At 41.9% G+C, this 18,365-nt stretch carries 18 protein-coding genes; 8 read left to right on the top strand and 10 right to left on the bottom strand.

The genetic code is table 11. The features are described 5' to 3' along the window. Positions 1–10: 10 nt before the first annotated feature. Complete coding sequence (locus tag LVD17_RS06275; protein ID WP_233765486.1) at positions 11–421, top strand: hypothetical protein; 411 nt, start codon at positions 11–13, stop codon at positions 419–421. Here the strand turns inward: LVD17_RS06275 and sdaAA are convergent. The 3 genes from sdaAA to rho form a co-directional block, all read right to left on the bottom strand. Continuing rightward, complete coding sequence (gene sdaAA / locus LVD17_RS06270; protein WP_233765485.1) at positions 418–1,332, bottom strand: L-serine ammonia-lyase, iron-sulfur-dependent, subunit alpha; 915 nt, start codon at positions 1,330–1,332, stop codon at positions 418–420. The two genes, LVD17_RS06275 and sdaAA, sit on opposite strands and share 4 nt — an antisense overlap. Positions 1,333–1,398: 66 nt before the next feature. Then, complete coding sequence (locus LVD17_RS06265) at positions 1,399–2,205, bottom strand: sulfite exporter TauE/SafE family protein (protein WP_233765484.1); 807 nt, start codon at positions 2,203–2,205, stop codon at positions 1,399–1,401. 110 nt (positions 2,206–2,315) lie between these two features. Then, positions 2,316–3,974, bottom strand: coding sequence for a transcription termination factor Rho (rho, locus tag LVD17_RS06260; RefSeq protein ID WP_233765483.1), 1,659 nt, complete (start codon positions 3,972–3,974; stop codon positions 2,316–2,318). A 327-nt stretch (positions 3,975–4,301) separates the two neighbouring features. Between rho and serS the strand changes: the two genes are divergently transcribed. After that, positions 4,302–5,576, top strand: coding sequence for a serine--tRNA ligase (serS, locus tag LVD17_RS06255; RefSeq protein ID WP_233765482.1), 1,275 nt, complete (start codon positions 4,302–4,304; stop codon positions 5,574–5,576). Here the strand turns inward: serS and LVD17_RS06250 are convergent. Continuing rightward, complete coding sequence (locus LVD17_RS06250) at positions 5,569–6,303, bottom strand: TspO/MBR family protein (protein ID WP_233765479.1); 735 nt, start codon at positions 6,301–6,303, stop codon at positions 5,569–5,571. The genes serS and LVD17_RS06250 overlap by 8 nt on opposite strands. 267 nt (positions 6,304–6,570) lie before the next feature. Here LVD17_RS06250 and LVD17_RS06245 point away from each other — a divergent pair, with 267 nt between their 5' ends. After that, on the top strand, positions 6,571–8,715 hold the full coding sequence (locus LVD17_RS06245; protein ID WP_233765478.1) for a prolyl oligopeptidase family serine peptidase: 2,145 nt from the start codon (positions 6,571–6,573) through the stop codon (positions 8,713–8,715). Positions 8,716–8,763: 48 nt separating this feature from the next. Next, positions 8,764–9,213, top strand: a complete 450-nt coding sequence (locus LVD17_RS06240) for a GNAT family N-acetyltransferase (protein WP_233765476.1) — start codon at positions 8,764–8,766, stop codon at positions 9,211–9,213. Positions 9,214–9,218: 5 nt separating this feature from the next. Here LVD17_RS06240 and LVD17_RS06235 read toward each other — a convergent pair whose 3' ends face one another. Both LVD17_RS06235 and LVD17_RS06230 read right to left on the bottom strand, forming a co-directional pair. Further along, positions 9,219–9,596 (bottom strand): DUF1987 domain-containing protein, encoded by a 378-nt coding sequence (locus LVD17_RS06235; protein WP_233765475.1) that lies wholly within the window; start codon positions 9,594–9,596, stop codon positions 9,219–9,221. Positions 9,597–9,730: 134 nt separating this feature from the next. Next, entirely contained in the window at positions 9,731–10,144 is a 414-nt protein-coding gene (locus tag LVD17_RS06230) for a DUF4286 family protein (protein WP_233765474.1), read from the bottom strand. Between LVD17_RS06230 and LVD17_RS06225 the strand changes: the two genes are divergently transcribed. Beyond that, the gene (locus tag LVD17_RS06225) at positions 10,143–11,618 is read left to right on the top strand and encodes an MltF family protein (RefSeq protein ID WP_233765472.1); all 1,476 of its coding nucleotides are present in this window, start codon (positions 10,143–10,145) and stop codon (positions 11,616–11,618) included. The two genes, LVD17_RS06230 and LVD17_RS06225, sit on opposite strands and share 2 nt — an antisense overlap. 53 nt (positions 11,619–11,671) lie before the next feature. Continuing rightward, positions 11,672–12,121, top strand: a complete 450-nt coding sequence (locus tag LVD17_RS06220; RefSeq protein WP_233765470.1) for a hypothetical protein — start codon at positions 11,672–11,674, stop codon at positions 12,119–12,121. Here the strand turns inward: LVD17_RS06220 and LVD17_RS06215 are convergent. Genes LVD17_RS06215 through LVD17_RS06200 form a run of 4 tightly spaced genes read right to left on the bottom strand, consistent with a single transcriptional unit; the run spans position 12,110 to position 15,755 of the window. Next, positions 12,110–13,447: an FAD-dependent oxidoreductase gene (locus LVD17_RS06215; protein WP_233765468.1), complete on the bottom strand. Its 1,338-nt coding sequence runs from the start codon at positions 13,445–13,447 to the stop codon at positions 12,110–12,112. The genes LVD17_RS06220 and LVD17_RS06215 overlap by 12 nt on opposite strands. Before the next feature lie 3 nt (positions 13,448–13,450). Next, complete coding sequence (gene kynU / locus LVD17_RS06210; RefSeq protein WP_233765465.1) at positions 13,451–14,719, bottom strand: kynureninase; 1,269 nt, start codon at positions 14,717–14,719, stop codon at positions 13,451–13,453. Between the two features lie 29 nt (positions 14,720–14,748). After that, the gene (locus tag LVD17_RS06205; protein WP_233765463.1) at positions 14,749–15,228 is read right to left on the bottom strand and encodes a methylated-DNA--[protein]-cysteine S-methyltransferase; all 480 of its coding nucleotides are present in this window, start codon (positions 15,226–15,228) and stop codon (positions 14,749–14,751) included. Next, positions 15,228–15,755, bottom strand: a complete 528-nt coding sequence (locus LVD17_RS06200; RefSeq protein WP_233765462.1) for a 3-hydroxyanthranilate 3,4-dioxygenase — start codon at positions 15,753–15,755, stop codon at positions 15,228–15,230. Before LVD17_RS06200 ends, LVD17_RS06205 begins: the two co-directional genes overlap by 1 nt. 164 nt (positions 15,756–15,919) lie before the next feature. Here LVD17_RS06200 and LVD17_RS06195 point away from each other — a divergent pair, with 164 nt between their 5' ends. Then, the gene (locus LVD17_RS06195) at positions 15,920–16,708 is read left to right on the top strand and encodes an SDR family oxidoreductase (RefSeq protein ID WP_233765461.1); all 789 of its coding nucleotides are present in this window, start codon (positions 15,920–15,922) and stop codon (positions 16,706–16,708) included. Between the two features lie 213 nt (positions 16,709–16,921). Beyond that, positions 16,922–18,364 carry an aldehyde dehydrogenase gene (locus LVD17_RS06190; protein WP_233765460.1) on the top strand — a complete coding sequence of 481 codons (1,443 nt, stop codon included), beginning with the start codon at positions 16,922–16,924 and terminating at the stop codon, positions 18,362–18,364. The last annotated feature ends 1 nt before the right edge of the window (position 18,365 follow it).

Raw genomic sequence — 18,365 nt, 5'->3', positions numbered from 1 at the left:
CTTATTGACCATGCTGAAGTTTATTTTCGGCCCAACGCTGGGTTATGCCGGAGGCTTTAGCCTGCTTTCAACGATACTTATAACCATCACCGGAATGATGAGCAGTGTTTTACTGTTTACTTTTTTGGGTAAAATGCTTAGGGAGAAGGTACTCATTAAGTTTTTTAGAAATAAAAAAAAATTCACAAAACGAAACAGAAGATTTGTTGTGATCTGGAAAAAATATGGTTTGCCGGGAGTTGCTTTCCTGACACCATTACTTCTTACACCTATCGGAGGAACAATATTGCTCGCCAGCTTTGGAAGCTCCAAACGTGAAATCGTGGTTTCAATGTTTTTGAGTGCAGTATTCTGGTCTACAGTATTTTCAATACTGATCTATGTCCTGGGACCTGAAGTTATTTCTGTTTTCACCAATTAATTATCTTCCTTTGGGTTTTCGTCGGGGAGCATCTCAATATCTTGTATCAGAACGCTTTTTGATATTTTTTGGCCGGTCATAGTTGCTGCCAGTCCGCCTAGTGCGGTTTCTTTATAACGGTTTTCCATACTTTGACCTACTTCTCCCATAGCATCTACACATTCATCTACAGGAATGACACCGCTGACATTGGCAAGTGCTATCTGAGCCGATGAGTTAGCAATAGCAGCGGCACTTGCATTCCTTACAACACAAGGAACCTCTACAAGTCCGGCTACCGGATCGCACACCAGGCCTAGCATACATTGTATAGTAATGGCAACAGCATTGAATACCTGATCTATATTACCACCAAGGCAGTAAACAATGGCTCCTGATGCCATGGCTCCTGCACTTCCGGTTTCAGCCTGACATCCACCTACTGCACCGGCTAACGATGCTTTTTGTTCAATGACCAGTGCTATTCCCGCTCCGACCAGTAGTCCTTCCAGTATCTTTCGATCGGAAAGGTTATGGATTTCCTGTAGTGTATATAATGTGCCGGGTAATATGCCGGATGCACCGGCAGTGGGTGCGGCTACAATTCTGCCCATACATGAGTTCACTTCTTTGGCAGCCAGTGCTCTTGATATCAGGTTTTGAAACTCTTTCGAGAGTACTGTAACTTCATGCTTATAGACCTTTTTTGCTCCGTTGTTGATCATTCCCGAGCGGGAGGTCATATCTTCTTTTAAGCCGGTTTCAACAGCATTTTTCATAACCTCGTAGGCCTTGCCCAACCCTTCCCATACTCGTTGCTCATCACGGCCTTTTTGATCCTTTTCATACTCAAGTACAGGTTCAAAAAGATTCATGTTACGTTCTTCGCAATAGGCTTTCCACCCACTAAAATCAGAAAATAAGAAACTCATAATTTTTGTGTTTTGTCAAAGTTAATCAGTAACTCTAACAAAACAGAATTTGAAAACAAAAGGTTTTCAACCCCATAGTTCGAAGATTTTACGCAAAAGAACCAATGATATAACTATAATAAATACTATGGAAATGGTGCGAGAGGAGAGTCTGTCACTAAGGCTGGTACCCAAAGGAGAGGCTATAATTACACCTATAGAAAGAGGGATAGCTATGGGAAGCAGGATATAACCCAGATGGGCAAAAGGTACACTTGAAGAGGGGGTGTTTAACAAGTTAATTATAGTAAGCATAAAGGAAATTCCAAATATTGCGCCAAATGATATGGATTTGGCTTTTTTGATATCCATTTTGAGCCATAGATTGAGCATTGGGATGATTATGGATCCACCTCCCAGGCCGGTAACGGACGAAACTACGCCGGCAGTTATACCTGTCAGTGTTAATTTGGACTTGCTCCGAACTTCGTCATAATGAAAGGGCTTGCGAAGCTTATATATAGTGCGGTAGATAATATAAGCCAGGAATATTATAATAATAAAGTTGTATGTGTCTTTGGAGTATTCTTCGCGTAATACAAAGAAATGCAGTACCAGCGATGCCGAAATAACGGCTGCAATAGTTACCCAAAGCATGCCTTTCAGGTATACCTGTTTCTTTCTCAGCATGGTTAGGTTGTTTACGAAGGCTGAGCACATAGTAGCGAAAATGGTATTGGCGATGGTGAATCTTACCATTTCAGTCTCTGGCATATCCATATACTGAAGCGCAAGAGGAATGACTACAATCATGAGAAAGCCCGTGCCAATGCCTGTAAGACCTGCTATAAAACCACCTACCAATCCTGCAAGAGATAGAAGAATGTAAATCATGAGCTTTAATATGATTACAAATAAAAAGATGCCATCACATATGTATGATGGCATCTTTTGGCAATTCAGGTTATATAAACCCTATAGTTATAATACTTATGCAATGTATCTTATCCATTCATAGAGATAAGGAACTCCTCATTGTTTCGGGTACCTTTCATTTTTGAAAGTAAGAATTCCATAGCCTCATTAGAGTTCATGTCAGACATAAACTTACGTAGTATCCATACTCTTTGGAGTTCTTCTTCAGACATAAGCAGGTCTTCTCTACGGGTGCCAGAAGCAGGAACATCAATAGCAGGGTAAACACGTTTGTTAGATAGTTTTCTATCCAGTTGAAGCTCCATATTACCTGTTCCTTTGAATTCCTCAAAGATAACTTCATCCATTTTAGAGCCTGTTTCTATTAGAGCAGTAGCAATAATAGTTAAAGAACCACCATTTTCTACGTTTCTGGCAGCACCAAAGAATCGCTTAGGTTTGTGAAGAGCATTAGCATCAACACCACCTGACAGTATTTTTCCTGATGAAGGTACAGTAGTGTTGTATGCACGGGCCAGTCTGGTGATCGAATCCAGTAAGATAACCACATCGTGACCACACTCTACCATTCTTTTTGCTTTTTCAAGTACCATGCTCGACACTTTTACATGTCTTTCTGCCTGCTCATCGAAAGTTGAAGCTACCACTTCTGCTTTTACGCTTCTTGCCATGTCAGTAACCTCTTCCGGACGCTCGTCGATCAAAAGTATGATCAGGTAGCACTCAGGATGGTTTTCTGCGATAGCGTTGGCAATAGTTTTCAAAAGCACGGTTTTACCTGTTTTAGGCTGCGCTACGATCATACCCCTTTGGCCTTTTCCTATTGGAGCAAAAAGGTCAAGGATACGTGTAGAGTAGTTATCAGGGCGTGTGCTTAGTTTTATTTTTTCTTCTGGGAAGAGTGGGGTAAGATATTCGAATGATACACGGTCACGAATTTCTTCCGTGGTTTTTCCGTTTACACTAACTACTCTGAGTAAAGCAAAATATTTCTCGCCTTCTTTTGGAGGCCTGATCTGGCCCTTTACTGTGTCGCCGGTTTTAAGGCCAAATAGCTTGATCTGAGAAGGGGAAACGTAGATATCATCGGGGCTGGCGAGGTAATTGTAATCAGAAGAACGAAGGAAGCCATAGCCATCCTGCATAATCTCAAGTACACCTTCATTTTCTATTACGCCGTCAAAATCCTTAACGTTGTTTTCTTTTCTTTTATTCCTGTCGTCTTTTCTTCTGTCGTCTTCATTCCCTCTTTCAGGTCTGTCTTTAGACTTTGGTTCACGAGGGCTTTCTTTATCCTCTTTTCTTTCCCTTCTTTTTTCTTCTTTCTCTTCTTTTTTCCCTTTGTCAGAATCAAAAGAAGTCACAGTTTCATCAACTTCTATGTTAAAAGATTCTAATAGCTCTTCTGAAGACAGATCTTCATCCTTTTTATTGTTTTTCACTTTTACATTTTCTCTTTTTGGAGGCCGGCTTGGGGCTTTTTCGGCCTTTTCGCGTTCTGCTCGTGGTCTGTTTTCTTTAGGTTTATTTTCTTTTGGCTGCTCAGGCTTAGCTTCAGGTGCTTTCTTTTTGGGAAGCTGATTTTCAGGTGTGACGGCTTGTTGGTCGAGTATTTTGTAGATTAACTCCTGTTTGGAAAGCTTTTTGTAGTTTTTTAGGCCTAGTTCCTCTGCTATCTCCTTTAATTCTGAAAGAAGCCTAACATTCAATTCTTCAATCGTGTACATAAATTGTCAATTGTGAATTCTTTAATATTATTAAAATGAATTATAAGTTTGATTAACATGATGCGCATTAAGCTGAGATATACGAATATCCCCTTTGCCTTAGAGTGGCTCGCTGTTTATTCAAGATGGTGTTTGATTATGAAATAAAAGCTTAAATGAATCGGAATGAGTCTAAAGCTTTCTTTTAAATATCATTTGATATTGCAATAATATGTGAACCTTAGGCAATAGTCAAACTTTTGCTTATAAATAAATCATTAAGCAGTATAAAAAGTTCAGTTTTACTTCAAAAATACATTATTTTGCATCGATTTTAATAAAAACGATATGCTACAACTTGCTTATATAAGAGATAACAAAGAAAAAGTGATCAAAGGCCTTAATAAAAGAAGGTTTGCCAGTGCGGCTGACATCATAGAAGAAGTGATTGCCCTGGATGATCAAAGGAAAAGTACGCAGGCTAAACATGACCAGGTACTTGCGGAATCCAATTCTCTTTCTAAGCAAATTGGTATGCTCATGCGGGAGGGTAAAAAGGAAGAGGCAGAAGGCGTTAAAGCTAAGACAGCAGACCTCAAAGCTGAGGGGAAAGAACTGGGGGAGGCTTTGAGTAGCTATGAAAATAAATTGAAAGACCTTCTTTATACCATACCCAATGTACCTAACGATAATGTGCCGGATGGTGGAGGTGCTGATGACAATGAGGTGGTATATGAGCACGGGTCAACTCCGGAGCTGCCTGAAAGTGCCGTTCCGCATTGGGAGCTGATAAAAACTTATGATATAATAGATTTTGACCTTGGAAATAAAATTACCGGGGCGGGTTTCCCGGTCTATAAAGGCAAAGGAGCCCGTTTACAGCGTGCTATGGTCAATTTCTTTCTGGATGAAGCCACCAAAGCGGGTTATGTAGAAGTGCAGCCACCGATTGTAATCAATGAAGACAGTGGCTATGGTACCGGGCAACTTCCGGACAAAGACGGTCAGATGTACCACATAGGTGAAGAAAATTTCTTTTTGATCCCTACGGCAGAGGTGCCTATTACTAATATGTACAGGGATGTTATCGTAGACGCAAAAGACCTTCCGGTAAAGCATGTCGGATTTACACCTTGCTTTAGGAGAGAGGCCGGCTCTTGGGGTGCCCATGTACGCGGCCTTAACCGTTTGCACCAGTTTGATAAGGTTGAGATCGTAGAGATCCACCATCCTGACAATTCTTATGAAGCCCTGGATAGAATGTGCAAGCATGTGCAAGGCTTGTTGGAAAAGCTGGGATTACAGTACCGGGTTTTGAATTTATGCGGAGGCGACATGGGGTTCACTTCTGCCCAGACATTTGATATGGAGGTTTACTCGGCTGCCCAGAAAAAATGGTTAGAGGTAAGCTCTGTAAGTAATTTCGAAACTTTCCAGGCCAACAGGCTCAAGTTAAGGTACCGTGGTGATGATAATAAAATGCATTTGCTACATACCTTGAATGGAAGTGCCCTTGCTTTGCCGAGGATACTGGCGGCCATATTGGAAAATAACCAGAGTGAGGAGGGTATCAGAATACCAGAAGTTCTTGTGCCATATACCGGCTTTGATATGATCAGGTAACAGTTTTTCTATAGCGATAATGCAGTGCCACCCAGGCATCAAAAATGATGGCCAATATGCACACAATGGTTACAGGCTGAAAGGTAAGCTCGACATCAGTGTTTTTTAATATGATGCCGATGAGCGCCCAGATGATAACCAGCGCAAAAGCAATGTCCCTGTATTTTTTGCTGATCAGGTACACCAGAAGTTGGGTGGCTATCACCATAGCTATAACCCAGTTTTGCGGTGAGGGTGGCGAAAAGTCATAAGCAGACAATAATGCGGCAATGTTGGCGATAGTAGCCACACTGATCCACGCCAGGTAAACGCTAAACGGTTTGTATACCAGCCACTTCTCTCTTTTCGAATGGGGCTGCCGGTTATGGATTTTTACATAGACCAAACATAAGCTTATCAGCAGGAGGAACATAATCACCAGTGACCATTCGATCAACAGATAGTGCCAGACCAGTATCCATGAGCAATTGAGCAGACAGGTAAGGAGGAACAGACTGGAAATGGATATGGCTTTTTTATTATCGGAAGAGATAAAAGAATAGATGCAGTAGCCTGCCAGAAACAGATAAATAATCGTCCATATGGAAAAGGTGATGCCTGCCGGAGTAAAGAGGTTTGGATACAAAGCAGCTACCTGGCCTGTATTCCTACCGTTGATGGGGAGAATATTTGCAAGGGCGTTGACCGTTATTACTGCCGCCAAACCCAATATATTTAGCCATTTCATAACCTGTTTTTTGCTTTAAACATAAGATACCGAAATATTTACGGATGGTGAAGCGATCTGATATAACATATGTGCCTTTCATCAATTAATTCAGGCTTTGATATTACAATTATTATAAATTAGCGATAGGTTCAATAGCGCTACTCTTTAAATTATCCCAAATGGAATAAAACTTTAAAGGCGTCTTTGAGCCTCATACAGGCCTGGATAGTAAAAAAGCTTAAGGCCGATTCCCAAACAAGCATGTTGAAATAAAACGTACATCCCATGAAACACCTGTTTAGTATTATATGTTTAATGAGCCTTATAATTTCATGTACCAAAGAGGAGAAGGCCAAGGAAGAGTCTCTCCCGTATCCGGAAACTGTAAAAGTAGATACGGTAGATGTTTATTTTGGTACGGAAGTGCCAGACCCATACCGTTGGCTGGAAGATGATAGGTCTGAGCAAACAGCCCAATGGGTTAAAGCTCAAAATGATGTGACTTTCTCCTACCTTAATGACATTCCTTTTAAAGATAGGGTGAAGCAGCGCTTGGAAGAGCTTTTTAACTATGAAAGACTATATGCGCCCAACAAGCATGGCAATTACTATTATTTTTATAAAAATGACGGGCTCCAAAACCAAAGTGTCTTATACAGAAAAAAAGGAATGGATGGAGAGCCTGAAATTTTCATCGATCCTAATACTTTTAAGGAAGATGGCACCATCTCCCTGGCGGGCACAAGCTTTTCAAAGGATGGGTCTTTATTTGGTTATTTAATTTCCGAAGGCGGTTCTGACTGGAGAAAGGGAATAGTTATCAATACCGAAACCAAAGAGCAGGTAGGAGATACCTTGAGAGACATAAAATTCAGTGGCCTGGACTGGAAAGGCAATGAAGGTTTTTACTATAGCAGTTATGACAAACCTAAATCAGGCTCTGTGCTCTCCGGTAAAACACAACACCACAAGTTGTATTACCATAAGCTTGGGACATCTCAGAGTGAAGATAAGATGATATTTGGTGGTGAAGAGCAGCCCAGAAGGTATATTGGTTCTTACCTGACGGAAGATGAGCGGTTTCTTGTGATTACAGCGGCCCAAAGTACCAGCGGAAATGAGTTGTATATCAAAGACCTTTCTGACCCAGAGTCGGAGATTGTTACCATCATTGATAATTTTGATAATGACCATTATGTTCTGGCCAATGAGGATTCGCGCCTTTTAATCCATACTAATCTTGGTGCCCCAAATAACAGGCTGGTTGAAACTGATATTTCAAACCCGGCTCCGGGGAGCTGGAAAGATGTGATACCGGAAACTGAAAATGTGCTTTCGACCTCTACTGCAGGAGGTAAAATATTTGCCGATTATATGGTGGACGCCAAAACGGAGGTGAAACAATATGATTTGTCAGGCAAGCTTGAGCGTAACGTGGAGCTTCCGGGTATAGGGACAGCCTGGGGGTTTGGAGGTGAAATGGATGAAAGCGAATTATACTACACATTTACATCGTTCACTTATCCTTCAACTATTTTCAGATACGATATTGCTACTGGGAAATCTACTCTTTATGAACAACCGAAAGTGGATTTCAATCCGGATGATTATGAAACCAAACAGGTCTTTTATGAAAGTAAAGACGGCACCAAGGTTCCGATGTTCATTGTATATAAAAAAGGCATTGAATTAAACGGTAAAAACCCTACCTATTTATATTCTTATGGAGGGTTTAATGTCAGCCTGCAGCCTAGTTTCAGTACGTCCCGTATTGTATGGCTTGAAAATGGAGGTATATATGCCCAGCCTAATATAAGAGGAGGAGGTGAGTACGGTGAAAAATGGCATAAGGCAGGAACAAAAATGCAGAAACAGAACGTGTTTGACGACTTTATTGCCTCCGGGGAATATCTCATCAAAAATAAATATACTTCCAGTGACTATCTGGCAATAGCGGGAGGCTCAAACGGAGGGCTTTTGGTTGGTGCTACTATGACCCAGCGCCCCGACCTGGCCAAGGTTGCATTTCCGGCAGTTGGGGTAATGGATATGCTCAGGTACAACAAATTTACTGCTGGTGCGGGTTGGGCTTCTGATTATGGTACTGCTGAGGACTCCAAAGAGATGTTTGAGTATCTGCATGGATATAGTCCGGTGCATAATGTGAAGCAAGGTGTTGAATACCCTGCTACTATGGTAACTACAGCAGACCATGATGACAGGGTAGTGCCTGCTCACTCTTTCAAGTTCATAGCCAATCTTCAGGAAAAACATGAGGGAGATAACCCGGTATTGATAAGGATTGAAACGGATGCCGGCCACGGTGCAGGAACACCAATTTCAAAAACTATCGAACAGCAGGCTGATATTTACTCTTTTGCGTGGTATAATATGGGGGTGATTCCGCCTTTGGCAAAGTCAGCACAATAGATATATTTGGGGACTGAATTTTTCAGTCCCCATTTTAATTTTTATAAAATGATTATCAGAGAAGGAAAGAAAGAAGACCTGCCAAGGACACTGGAGCTCATTAAAGAGCTGGCTGCCTATGAAAAAGCCCCCGATGAGGTAACTAATACTGTAGAACAGATGGAGAAGGATGGCTTTGGAGACCATCCCATTTATGGAATGTTCGTTGCTGAAAACGAAGATCAGGTTATTGTGGGTATTGCTATCTATTATTACAGGTACTCTACCTGGAAGGGTAAGAGAATATACCTGGAAGATATAGTGGTGACGGAAAGTGAGCGTGGCAAGGGTACAGGTAAATTGTTATTTGACCGGGTAATTCAACAAGGTAAGGAAAGTGAATGCTCAGGGATGGTGTGGCAGGTGTTGGATTGGAATGAGCCAGCTATTAATTTTTACAAGAAATACTATAACGCCACTCTTGATGGAGAATGGATAAATTGCAGCATCAACTTTTAGCTACCTTACACTAATACTCCGAACTCAAAAGGAATGTCAACCATTTCTTCCAGTTCGTGCCCCATATCTTCCATGTCCTCATCATGCTGATAGTATTTCCATTTTACAACGACATCATTGCCGAAAATGTAAAACTTATTCAGCTCAAAAAGGATGTCGATGAGCATTTTAGAAGAAGAAGTATTGAGATAATCTATCTCAAGCTCAAGAACGGTCTTTTTACTTGGTTCCTGAAAATAATTTCTTAGCCAACTAATTATTGCTTGATGAAACGGCATAGTATCCTCCATGAAAGACCTTCCCTCCATCAGCAATCGACCAGAATCCCCATCAAAATATATCTTTGGTGAATCTTCGGTTCGTTCAAAATATAGAGCTTCCATAACCTTAAATATATAATTCTTGCGTGAATGCCTAGCTACGACGTAAGCTAAAGTAGCATATTTAAAGATAATATGCTTGAAAACTCTTTATTTTAACTATTATTGTTGTTTGGTAATATATGAGGATGTAAGAATTACACCTCTTCAAGAAGCGTTCTGAATGCTACATGTTTGTCCTTATACCTGGCACGGTGCTCTTCAACAAGTTTTGGGGCATGATTATTGAGATACTCAACTACTTTATCAACTGTTTGAGCAAAATATTGCACGGAATAAGATACACTTTGCTCCTCGTCTTCATGACTTAATACTTTAAAAATTTTGTATTCAAGAAACATACCCGTCTCCATTACCGCAGGAATATGCTTGTTTTTCATCCAGCTAAGCCATTCTTTTTCTGCATCCTTGTCAATGCCAATTGTTACATTATATAGAACCATTGATGTATTTTTTCGTGTACTGTATCTGCTAAAGCGTATGCCGATCCTTCGAAGCAGGTCGAGCTCAACTTTTATAGTAGCAAAATTATCATTATTTTCATAAATCATGATCTTTCAAATTGATAAAACCAGATGGGTATTGGGAGCTTCAATACTTTTGACGTTATGTTTAGTCTTATTTGCCTGCCATAGATCTGGTAATGAGAGTACTGGGCCTAAGCCTGCCGAAGATCCTATGGTGCATGCCGTGGATTTTGACCTCCGGAAAATCAGAGAGCGTGGTACTTTAATAGCTATTGTTGATAATAGCTCCACTGGCTATTTCTTATATAAAGGGCAGCCTATGGGGTATGAATATGATTTATTAGCTCTTTTTGCTGAAAAAATTGGTGTAACACTTGAAATAAAATCGACGACCAACATAGATAAGGCTTTTGAGATGTTAAATGCCGGAGATGGAGATGTGATCGCTTACTCGCTGACGGTAACAAAAGGAAGAAAAAAAATTGTGGCATTTACTGAAAGTCACTATACAGCAAGGCAGGTATTAGTGCAGAAGAAACCAAAGGGTTGGCGTAAAATGACTCGTGAGCAGCTTGATAAAGCGTTGATCCGAAACCAGGTAGACCTGATCGGCAAAGAGGTGTATGTGAGGAAAAGCTCATCATATGAAGAGCGGTTGCAGAACCTTTCGCAGGAAATAGGTGGGGATATTATTATTTTGGAGGATCAGGACAGCGCAGAAACCGAAGAACTGATTCGCAGAGTAGCGCAAGGCGACATAAAATATACTGTAGCTGACGAGACGGTAGCTTTTGTTAATGCTGCGTATTATCCTCAGATAGATGTCAGAACACCGATAAGTTTTCCTCAGCAAATAGCTTGGGCAGTTCGTAAAAATGCACCAGAGTTGCTTACCGAGATGAATGATTGGATGAAGGAGTTAAAAAAGCGGGCTACCTTTAATGTAATTTATAATAAATATTTCAAAAGCCCACGAGCTTCACTGAGGAGAGCCAAAAGTGATTTTTCGTCTATTGGAGGAGAAAAGATCAGTGTCTATGACGATTTGATCAAAGAAGCCGCGGATAGTCTGGGTTGGGATTGGAGGCTGCTGGCCTCCCAGATATATCAGGAGTCTCATTTTAATCCCGAAGCACAATCATGGGCAGGAGCCGTCGGGTTGATGCAGCTGGTTCCGGAAACAGGATATAGGTTTGGCGCAGAGGATCTTCATGACCCACGACAAAGCATTAGGGCCGGGGTAAATTATCTGCGCTTTTTAGACAAGCTATGGGCAAAAACTATTGAAGATGAAGGTGAGCGAATAAAGTTTGTTCTTGCCAGCTACAATGTCGGGCTAGGGCATGTTGTAGATGCCAGAGAACTGGCCAAAAAGCATAATAAAGACCCTCAGAAATGGGATGGTAATGTAGAGTATTATTTGCTAATGAAGTCCAAACCCGATTTTTTTCGCGACCCTGTAGTGGAGTCAGGGTACTGTAGAGGAGAAGAGCCTGTTAATTATGTTCGTGAAATTTTGAGCCGGTATGACCAGTATAAACAGTTAATTTCTAGCTGAGATATCACGAAAATTTTTATATTTAGGATAAGCAATTTATTAAGTGAAGAAATATGGCTAAGTCGAAGATGGATGACCTCTATACCGAATATACCCAGATTCGCTTTCTGGATATTAATAAAGAACAGTTTATCTACATTGCTCATTTATTGCCTTCGTGCCTGATAGTAATGAGCGACGGTCTCTTGGATAGGGAGGAATGGGTCACATTAAAAAGACTGTCAAAAATATTAGGCGATGAATTTGCTACAGAAGACCTTGGTCTTGAAGAAAAAGAGGAGAATCTTATGCTTATCTATAAGGCAGAAATAAGGTATCTGTTAAAAAACAGAGAGAAGTGGGAAGCAAAGTTTATTGCTGCCTTGCGCGACTACCTGGCCAACAATAATGCTTCAAAAGAGTTTTTGAATGAAACTATGGAGCTATTTGCTTCACAGGAACAAGACAAAGATAAAGCAGAATATCGTACTTACAGAAGGCTGAAAGAAGAATTAAACCTTTAGCTTCTCGGCAATGCTTTTAAAGTCCAGCTTTTCCCATGTTTTTTCAATATTGGGAGCTTTCATTACATCATCCATAATCTCTTTTTGCTTTCTCCCTATATTCATAGCTTCGGAGTACCTGATATTTTCATTAAAAGTAACCATGGAATATAGAGGTATCCATTGCTCGGGATAGAGATCATGAAGCTTAGCCTCAATTTTTTTTCTTAGTAAAAACTCTTTGTCAGCTACCAGATCGCGCATCTCTATAAAATTTTGAAGTGCAAGATCGGAAATAGCATCAGCATCGGGCTTTCTGGAATCATTGAACCTTTGAAGCACCACATCCCAGTTATCCTGATGCTCATCCAGCAAACTATTGAGAATGCGGCAATCTTCAAAACCGCTATTCATTCCCTGACCATAGAAGGGCACTATTGCATGGGAAGCATCGCCAATAATGAGCGTCCTCTTTTTTACCCATGGACTGCACTTGACAGTGACGAGCGATGAAGTTGGGTTGCTTTGAAAATCATCTGCCAATGTTGGCATTAGCTCATAAGCATCAGGAAATACTTTTCTGAAAAATTCTTCTACATCATTTCTCGATTGTAAAGTATCAAATGAAGGCTGGCCTTTGAAAGGAAAGAATAAAGTGCAGGTAAAGCTTCCGTCAAGGTTGGGAAGTGCTATAAGCATATAATTGCCCCTTGGCCAGATATGTAAGGCATTTTTTTCAATTTTAAAACCATTGTTGGCAGCAGGAGGAATACTCAACTCCTTGTACCCATGCTCAATGTAGTACTGCGAATAGTTGAAACGGTCTGTGCGTTGCATTAATCTTCTTACCACAGAAAATGCCCCATCAGTCCCGATGATGATATCTGCATTTTTTTCAATCCGCTTTCCATCGACATCAAAGAAGAGAAGGTTTCTGTCAAAATTTATTCCTACACACGAATGATTGAAATGTATTTTAACACCAAGTTTTTCCGCTTCATTCATCAGGAGTTCATTGAGGCCACCCCTGGAAATGGAGTTAATGGCCTGCCCCAGCCGTCCGTAGGGCTGAAAAGTAAGAAAACCTTTGTTATCATGCATCATTCTGCCACGCATGGGAATAACCATTTTCTTTGCAGCCTCTATTATCCCGACTTCTTCAAGAGGTAAAAGGCCCCTGTTACTCAAGGCAAGGTTGATTGAGCGACCCCCTTCTGCTCCTCCTTTGCGCATATCTTCACGGCGCTCATACACATCTACTTTATAACCTCTTTTGGCCAGATAAATGGCCATCAATGACCCTACAAGCCCTGCTCCTACGAGAGATATCTTTTCTACATTCTGCATGGTTTAGTAAATTACTTTTTTTAAGATATCATAAAAATTAAATACATCTTTAAATGTGTTATACAAGGGAACGGGAGCCACACGGATAACATTAGGCTCCCGCCAGTCTGCCACTACACCAGACCTGGTCAGGTGCTCAAAAATGGCTTTGCCATTAGAGTTGACCAACAATGATAGCTGACAACCTCTTGCTTTGGGATCAGATGGAGTAATGATCTGAAGCAGATTTTCATTTTCCAGTTCCTTAAGCAATGATTCGAGATATCCTGTTAACCTGAGGCTTTTTTCGCGAAGCGCATCCATGCCCGCTTCATCATATATTTCAAGAGCAGCGAGATGGGCAGCGCTGCTAAGCACGTTTACATTGCTCACCTGCCAGCCGTCGGCTCCTTCCATGGGCTTAAAGCCCTTTTCCATTCTAAACCTTTCCTCTTCATCATGGCCCCACCAGCCTGCAAATCGAGGTATGTCCGGGTTGTTGCCATGTTTTTCATGCACAAAAATACCACTGACTCCACCTGGTCCGGAATTGAGGTATTTATAGCTGCACCAAGCAGCAAAATCCACCTGGTGTTCATGCAATGCGAGAGGTACATTACCTACAGCATGGGCCAGGTCAAAACCCACAAGGGCACCGGCCCTATGACCAGCTTCAGTAATTGTTTTGATATCGAAAAATTGACCGGTGTAATACTGCACACCGCTAAGCATAACCAGTGCCAGACTCTCTTTATGTTCTTCAATTGTCTTTACTATGTCTTCCGTTCTCAGCGTGTGTTCACCTTCTCTTGGCGCTATCTCAACAAGCGCTTCTTGATAAGGCAAATTGTGGAATTTTATCTGGCTTTCCACTGCATATTGGTCAGAGGGGAAGGCTCCTGCTTCTATCAAAATTTTATACCTGCTACTGGTAGGCCGATAGAACGAAACCATCATCATGTGGAGGTTCGTAGTCAGGCTGTTCATGGAAACCACCTCTGACGGTAGAGCTCCTACTATTTTAGCCAATGCCTCTTTGCTAAACTTATGATAATAAAACCATGGCCGCTTTTGAGAGTGAAAATGTCCGTCAACACCTAATGTGGCCCAGCCATCGAGCTCTTCTTCAATATATGTTTTGGTGTTTTTGGGTTGTAGCCCCAGGGAGTTGCCCGTAAAGTAGATGACTTCTTTCCCGTTGAGTGTTGGGATGTGAAACCTGTTACGGAATGCTTTAAGTGGATCTTCGTTGTCTGATTGTTGAGCGTATGCCAACGTATTTTTATTGCCCATTTGGAAAATTTGAATCTTTTGCGTCAATATTAGGCAAAAATTTTCATCTGTTCACTGCGTATAATGCCCTCATGTTTTAGCAGCCATTCCTTTTTGTCCAATCCCCCGCCAAACCCTACCAGGCCTCCGTCCTTGCCGATCACCCGGTGGCAGGGCACTATGATTGGGATCTTGTTTTTGCCATTTGCCGTGCCTGCGGCCCTGATGCATTTGAGGTCTCCGAGGCGTATAGCCAGCTCACTGTAGGAGATGGTTTTGCCATAAGGGATTTTCAACAATTCAGACCATACCCTGTTTTGGAAATCGGTTCCGGTCAGCTTTATGGGGATTGTAAACTGCTTTAAGTCACCCTGGAAATAAGATTCCAATTCCCTGATACATTTTTGGATCAGCATATTTTCAGTGGTTCTGCTCGTTGTTTCCCCGGTAAAGCAAGCCTCTATGATGGCATCGTCATCTGCTGAAATCTTAATTCCTCCGACTGGAGATTGATAAATCACAGACTCCATTAAACAAAGCGTTCGTCCACCTCCATCACATGCCCGCAGTTGTCGCAGGTGCGCATTTCTTTGGAACTGTAAAACTCCTTAAAGCGAGAGAGAAAATCTTTCTCAATGTTTTTTAGAGGGAAGTATGTTTCGTGCAGTTTATGGTTACAGTTATCACAAAACCACATTAGCCCGTCTGTATGCTGCTCTTCCCTTACCCGCTCTATCACCAGTCCTACTGAGTTGGCAGGTCTTATAGGGGAGTGGGGGACTTTTGCCGGGTGCAAATAGATATCTCCTGCTTTTATGGGTACTTCTACTGCTTTACCATCTTCCTGTATCTTAACCGTAATATCTCCTTCGAGTTGGTAGAAGAGTTCTTCCGTTTCATTGTAGTGGTAATCTTTCCTGGCGTTTGGGCCGCCTACTATCATCACTATAAAATCACCAGCTTCCACATAAAGGTTTTTGTTCCCGATGGGAGGCTTCAAAATGTCGCGATTATCATCGATCCACTTTTGAAGGTTGAAGGGTCTTTTTATAGCCATAAATCAAATTTTAAAGTTATATATCCCTGGTTATGAGCCAGAATGATTTGCCGAGATAGCCATTTTACTTTTCATCTCAGCCGGTATAACTGGCATTATGGACATTTCTCTTTAAATTTAGCGAAAATTAAAACGATACAGGTATACGATTCTAACAAAATCAAATGGATATAAAGTTAAAAGACAAAAGAGCATTAGTATGTGGCAGCACCCAGGGTATTGGCAAGGCAATAGCCCTTGAACTGGCCTTGCTGGGCGCAAGTGTTACATTAGTAGCCCGAAATGAGGAAAAATTACAAAAGGTACTTGATCAGCTTCCTTTAACGAAAGGCCAGGAACATCACTACATATGTGCTGATTTTGATGATACGGCCAGGCTTAAAACGGCTATTGACCAATACCTGATCAAGGAAAACAATATTCAGATATTGATCAACAATACCGGCGGCCCGGCCGGTGGCAAAGCTATTGATGCGAAATTAGATGAGTTTGAAGCGGCTTTTAGAAGACATTTGATCTGTAATCAGATACTTACCCAGGCAGTAACACCCTTTATGAAACAAGTGGGATATGGCAGGGTAATTAATATTATCTCTACCTCCGTAAAGTCGCCATTGCCAGGCCTTGGTGTGTCAAATACCATCCGTGGAGCAGTGGCTAACTGGGCAAAGACACTGGCTTCTGAGTTAGCTCCTTATGGCATAACTGTCAATAATGTATTGCCCGGAGCAACCAGTACTGTCAGATTAGAAAGTATCATTCGCAGTAAAGCAGAAAAAACAGATATTTCGGAGGAGGATGTGATGAAAGCCATGAAAAAGGAAATCCCTGCAGGCCGGTTCGCGACCCCGGAAGAGGTGGCCGCCGCCGCTGCTTTCCTTGCCACCCCTGCCGCAGCCTACATCAATGGTATAAACCTGCCTGTAGATGGTGGGAGGTTAAGTTGTTTGTAGTATTGATACTAGAGAGAATTTTAGTGATCAGGTGACTATGAGTCATCCGATCACTATATGGGTAAATGCATTACCGAGATACAGAATGTGACATAGATGAGGTCTGAAAGCGGTATATTACCAAATCACTTCAGATCCCTTATTTATGCGCCTGAAATTGAGGTTCAGTTATCAAGTTGGACCGATATTATTAAAAAATTGTAGATCAATAACATGAAAAAAATACAGAACTACATCAACGGCGAGTTAGTAGCTCCTAAATCCGGGCAATATCTGGATAACTATAACCCGGCGGAGGGTAAAGTGTACAGTCTGATCCCGGATTCGGATAAGGAGGATGTGGAGGTAGCCGTTAAAGCTGCCAGAGCGGCTTTTGAAGGTTGGTCAACCATGCCTGCCCAAAAGCGTTCGGATATCCTCAATAGAATTGCCGGCCTCATTGACAAGAATCATGACCGGCTGGCAGAAGTTGAGTCTGTTGATAATGGAAAGCCTTTGAAACTGGCGCAGCGCGTGGATATTCCAAGAGCTTCAAGTAATATGCGCTTTTATGCAACGGCCATTTTACATTTTGCTTCCGAATCGCACAATATGGACGGAGAAGCTATAAACTACACCACCAGAACGCCGATAGGTGTGGCAGGCTGTATCTCACCCTGGAATTTGCCCCTGTACCTGTTCACCTGGAAGATAGCCCCGGCACTAGCGGCTGGAAATACTGTGGTGGCCAAGCCTTCGGAGATCACACCTATGACGGCTTATTTGTTTTCCGAACTCTGTATTGAAGCGGGACTCCCAAAAGGTGTGCTGAATATTGTACACGGACTTGGCGCGAAGGCTGGTCAGGCTATAATTGAGCATCCGGATGTACCGGTCATTTCCTTTACAGGTGGAACGGCCACTGGTAAAAATATAGCAGCTTCTGCAGCACCAATGTTTAAGAAGCTTTCCCTGGAACTCGGAGGCAAGAATCCTAACATCATCTTTGAGGATTGTGATTTTGATCAGGCACTGAACACTTCCATACATTCTTCATTTGCCAACCAGGGGCAGATTTGCCTTTGTGGTTCCAGAATCTTCGTTCAGGAGTCCATTTATGAGAAATTCTTAAATGCTTTTGTTGAGAAAGTTAAGGCACTGATCGTGGGTGACCCTTTGGAGGATGGAACAAAAGTAGGAGCAGTAGTGTCTGAACCGCACATGGAAAAGGTAATGTCATACATTAAGCTGGCGCAGGAAGAGGGTGGAAAGGTTGTGTCCGGTGGTAACAGAAAAAAGCTTGAAGGGCGATGTACTGACGGATATTTCCTCGAACCCACGGTTATCACAGGCTTAAGCCACCAATGCCGCACTAACCAGGAGGAAATATTTGGGCCGGTGGTGACCATTATGCCATTTAAAGAGGAGCAGGAAGTGCTGGATTATGCCAATAGTACTGCCTATGGCCTGTCCGCAACCCTATGGACTGAAAACCTAAAGCGGGCGCATAGGGTGGCACATCAATTAAAGAGCGGCATTATTTGGGTAAACTGCTGGCTTGTTCGTGACCTAAGGACTCCTTTCGGGGGTATGAAGCAGTCCGGAGTAGGACGTGAAGGAGGATGGGAGGCTCTCAGGTTCTTTACCGAAGCCAAAAACATTTGTATCAAATTATAAA

Source organism: Fulvivirga ulvae, assembly GCF_021389975.1.
Taxonomy (GTDB): domain Bacteria; phylum Bacteroidota; class Bacteroidia; order Cytophagales; family Cyclobacteriaceae; genus Fulvivirga; species Fulvivirga ulvae.
This window is presented reverse-complemented; position numbering and strand designations above follow the sequence as displayed.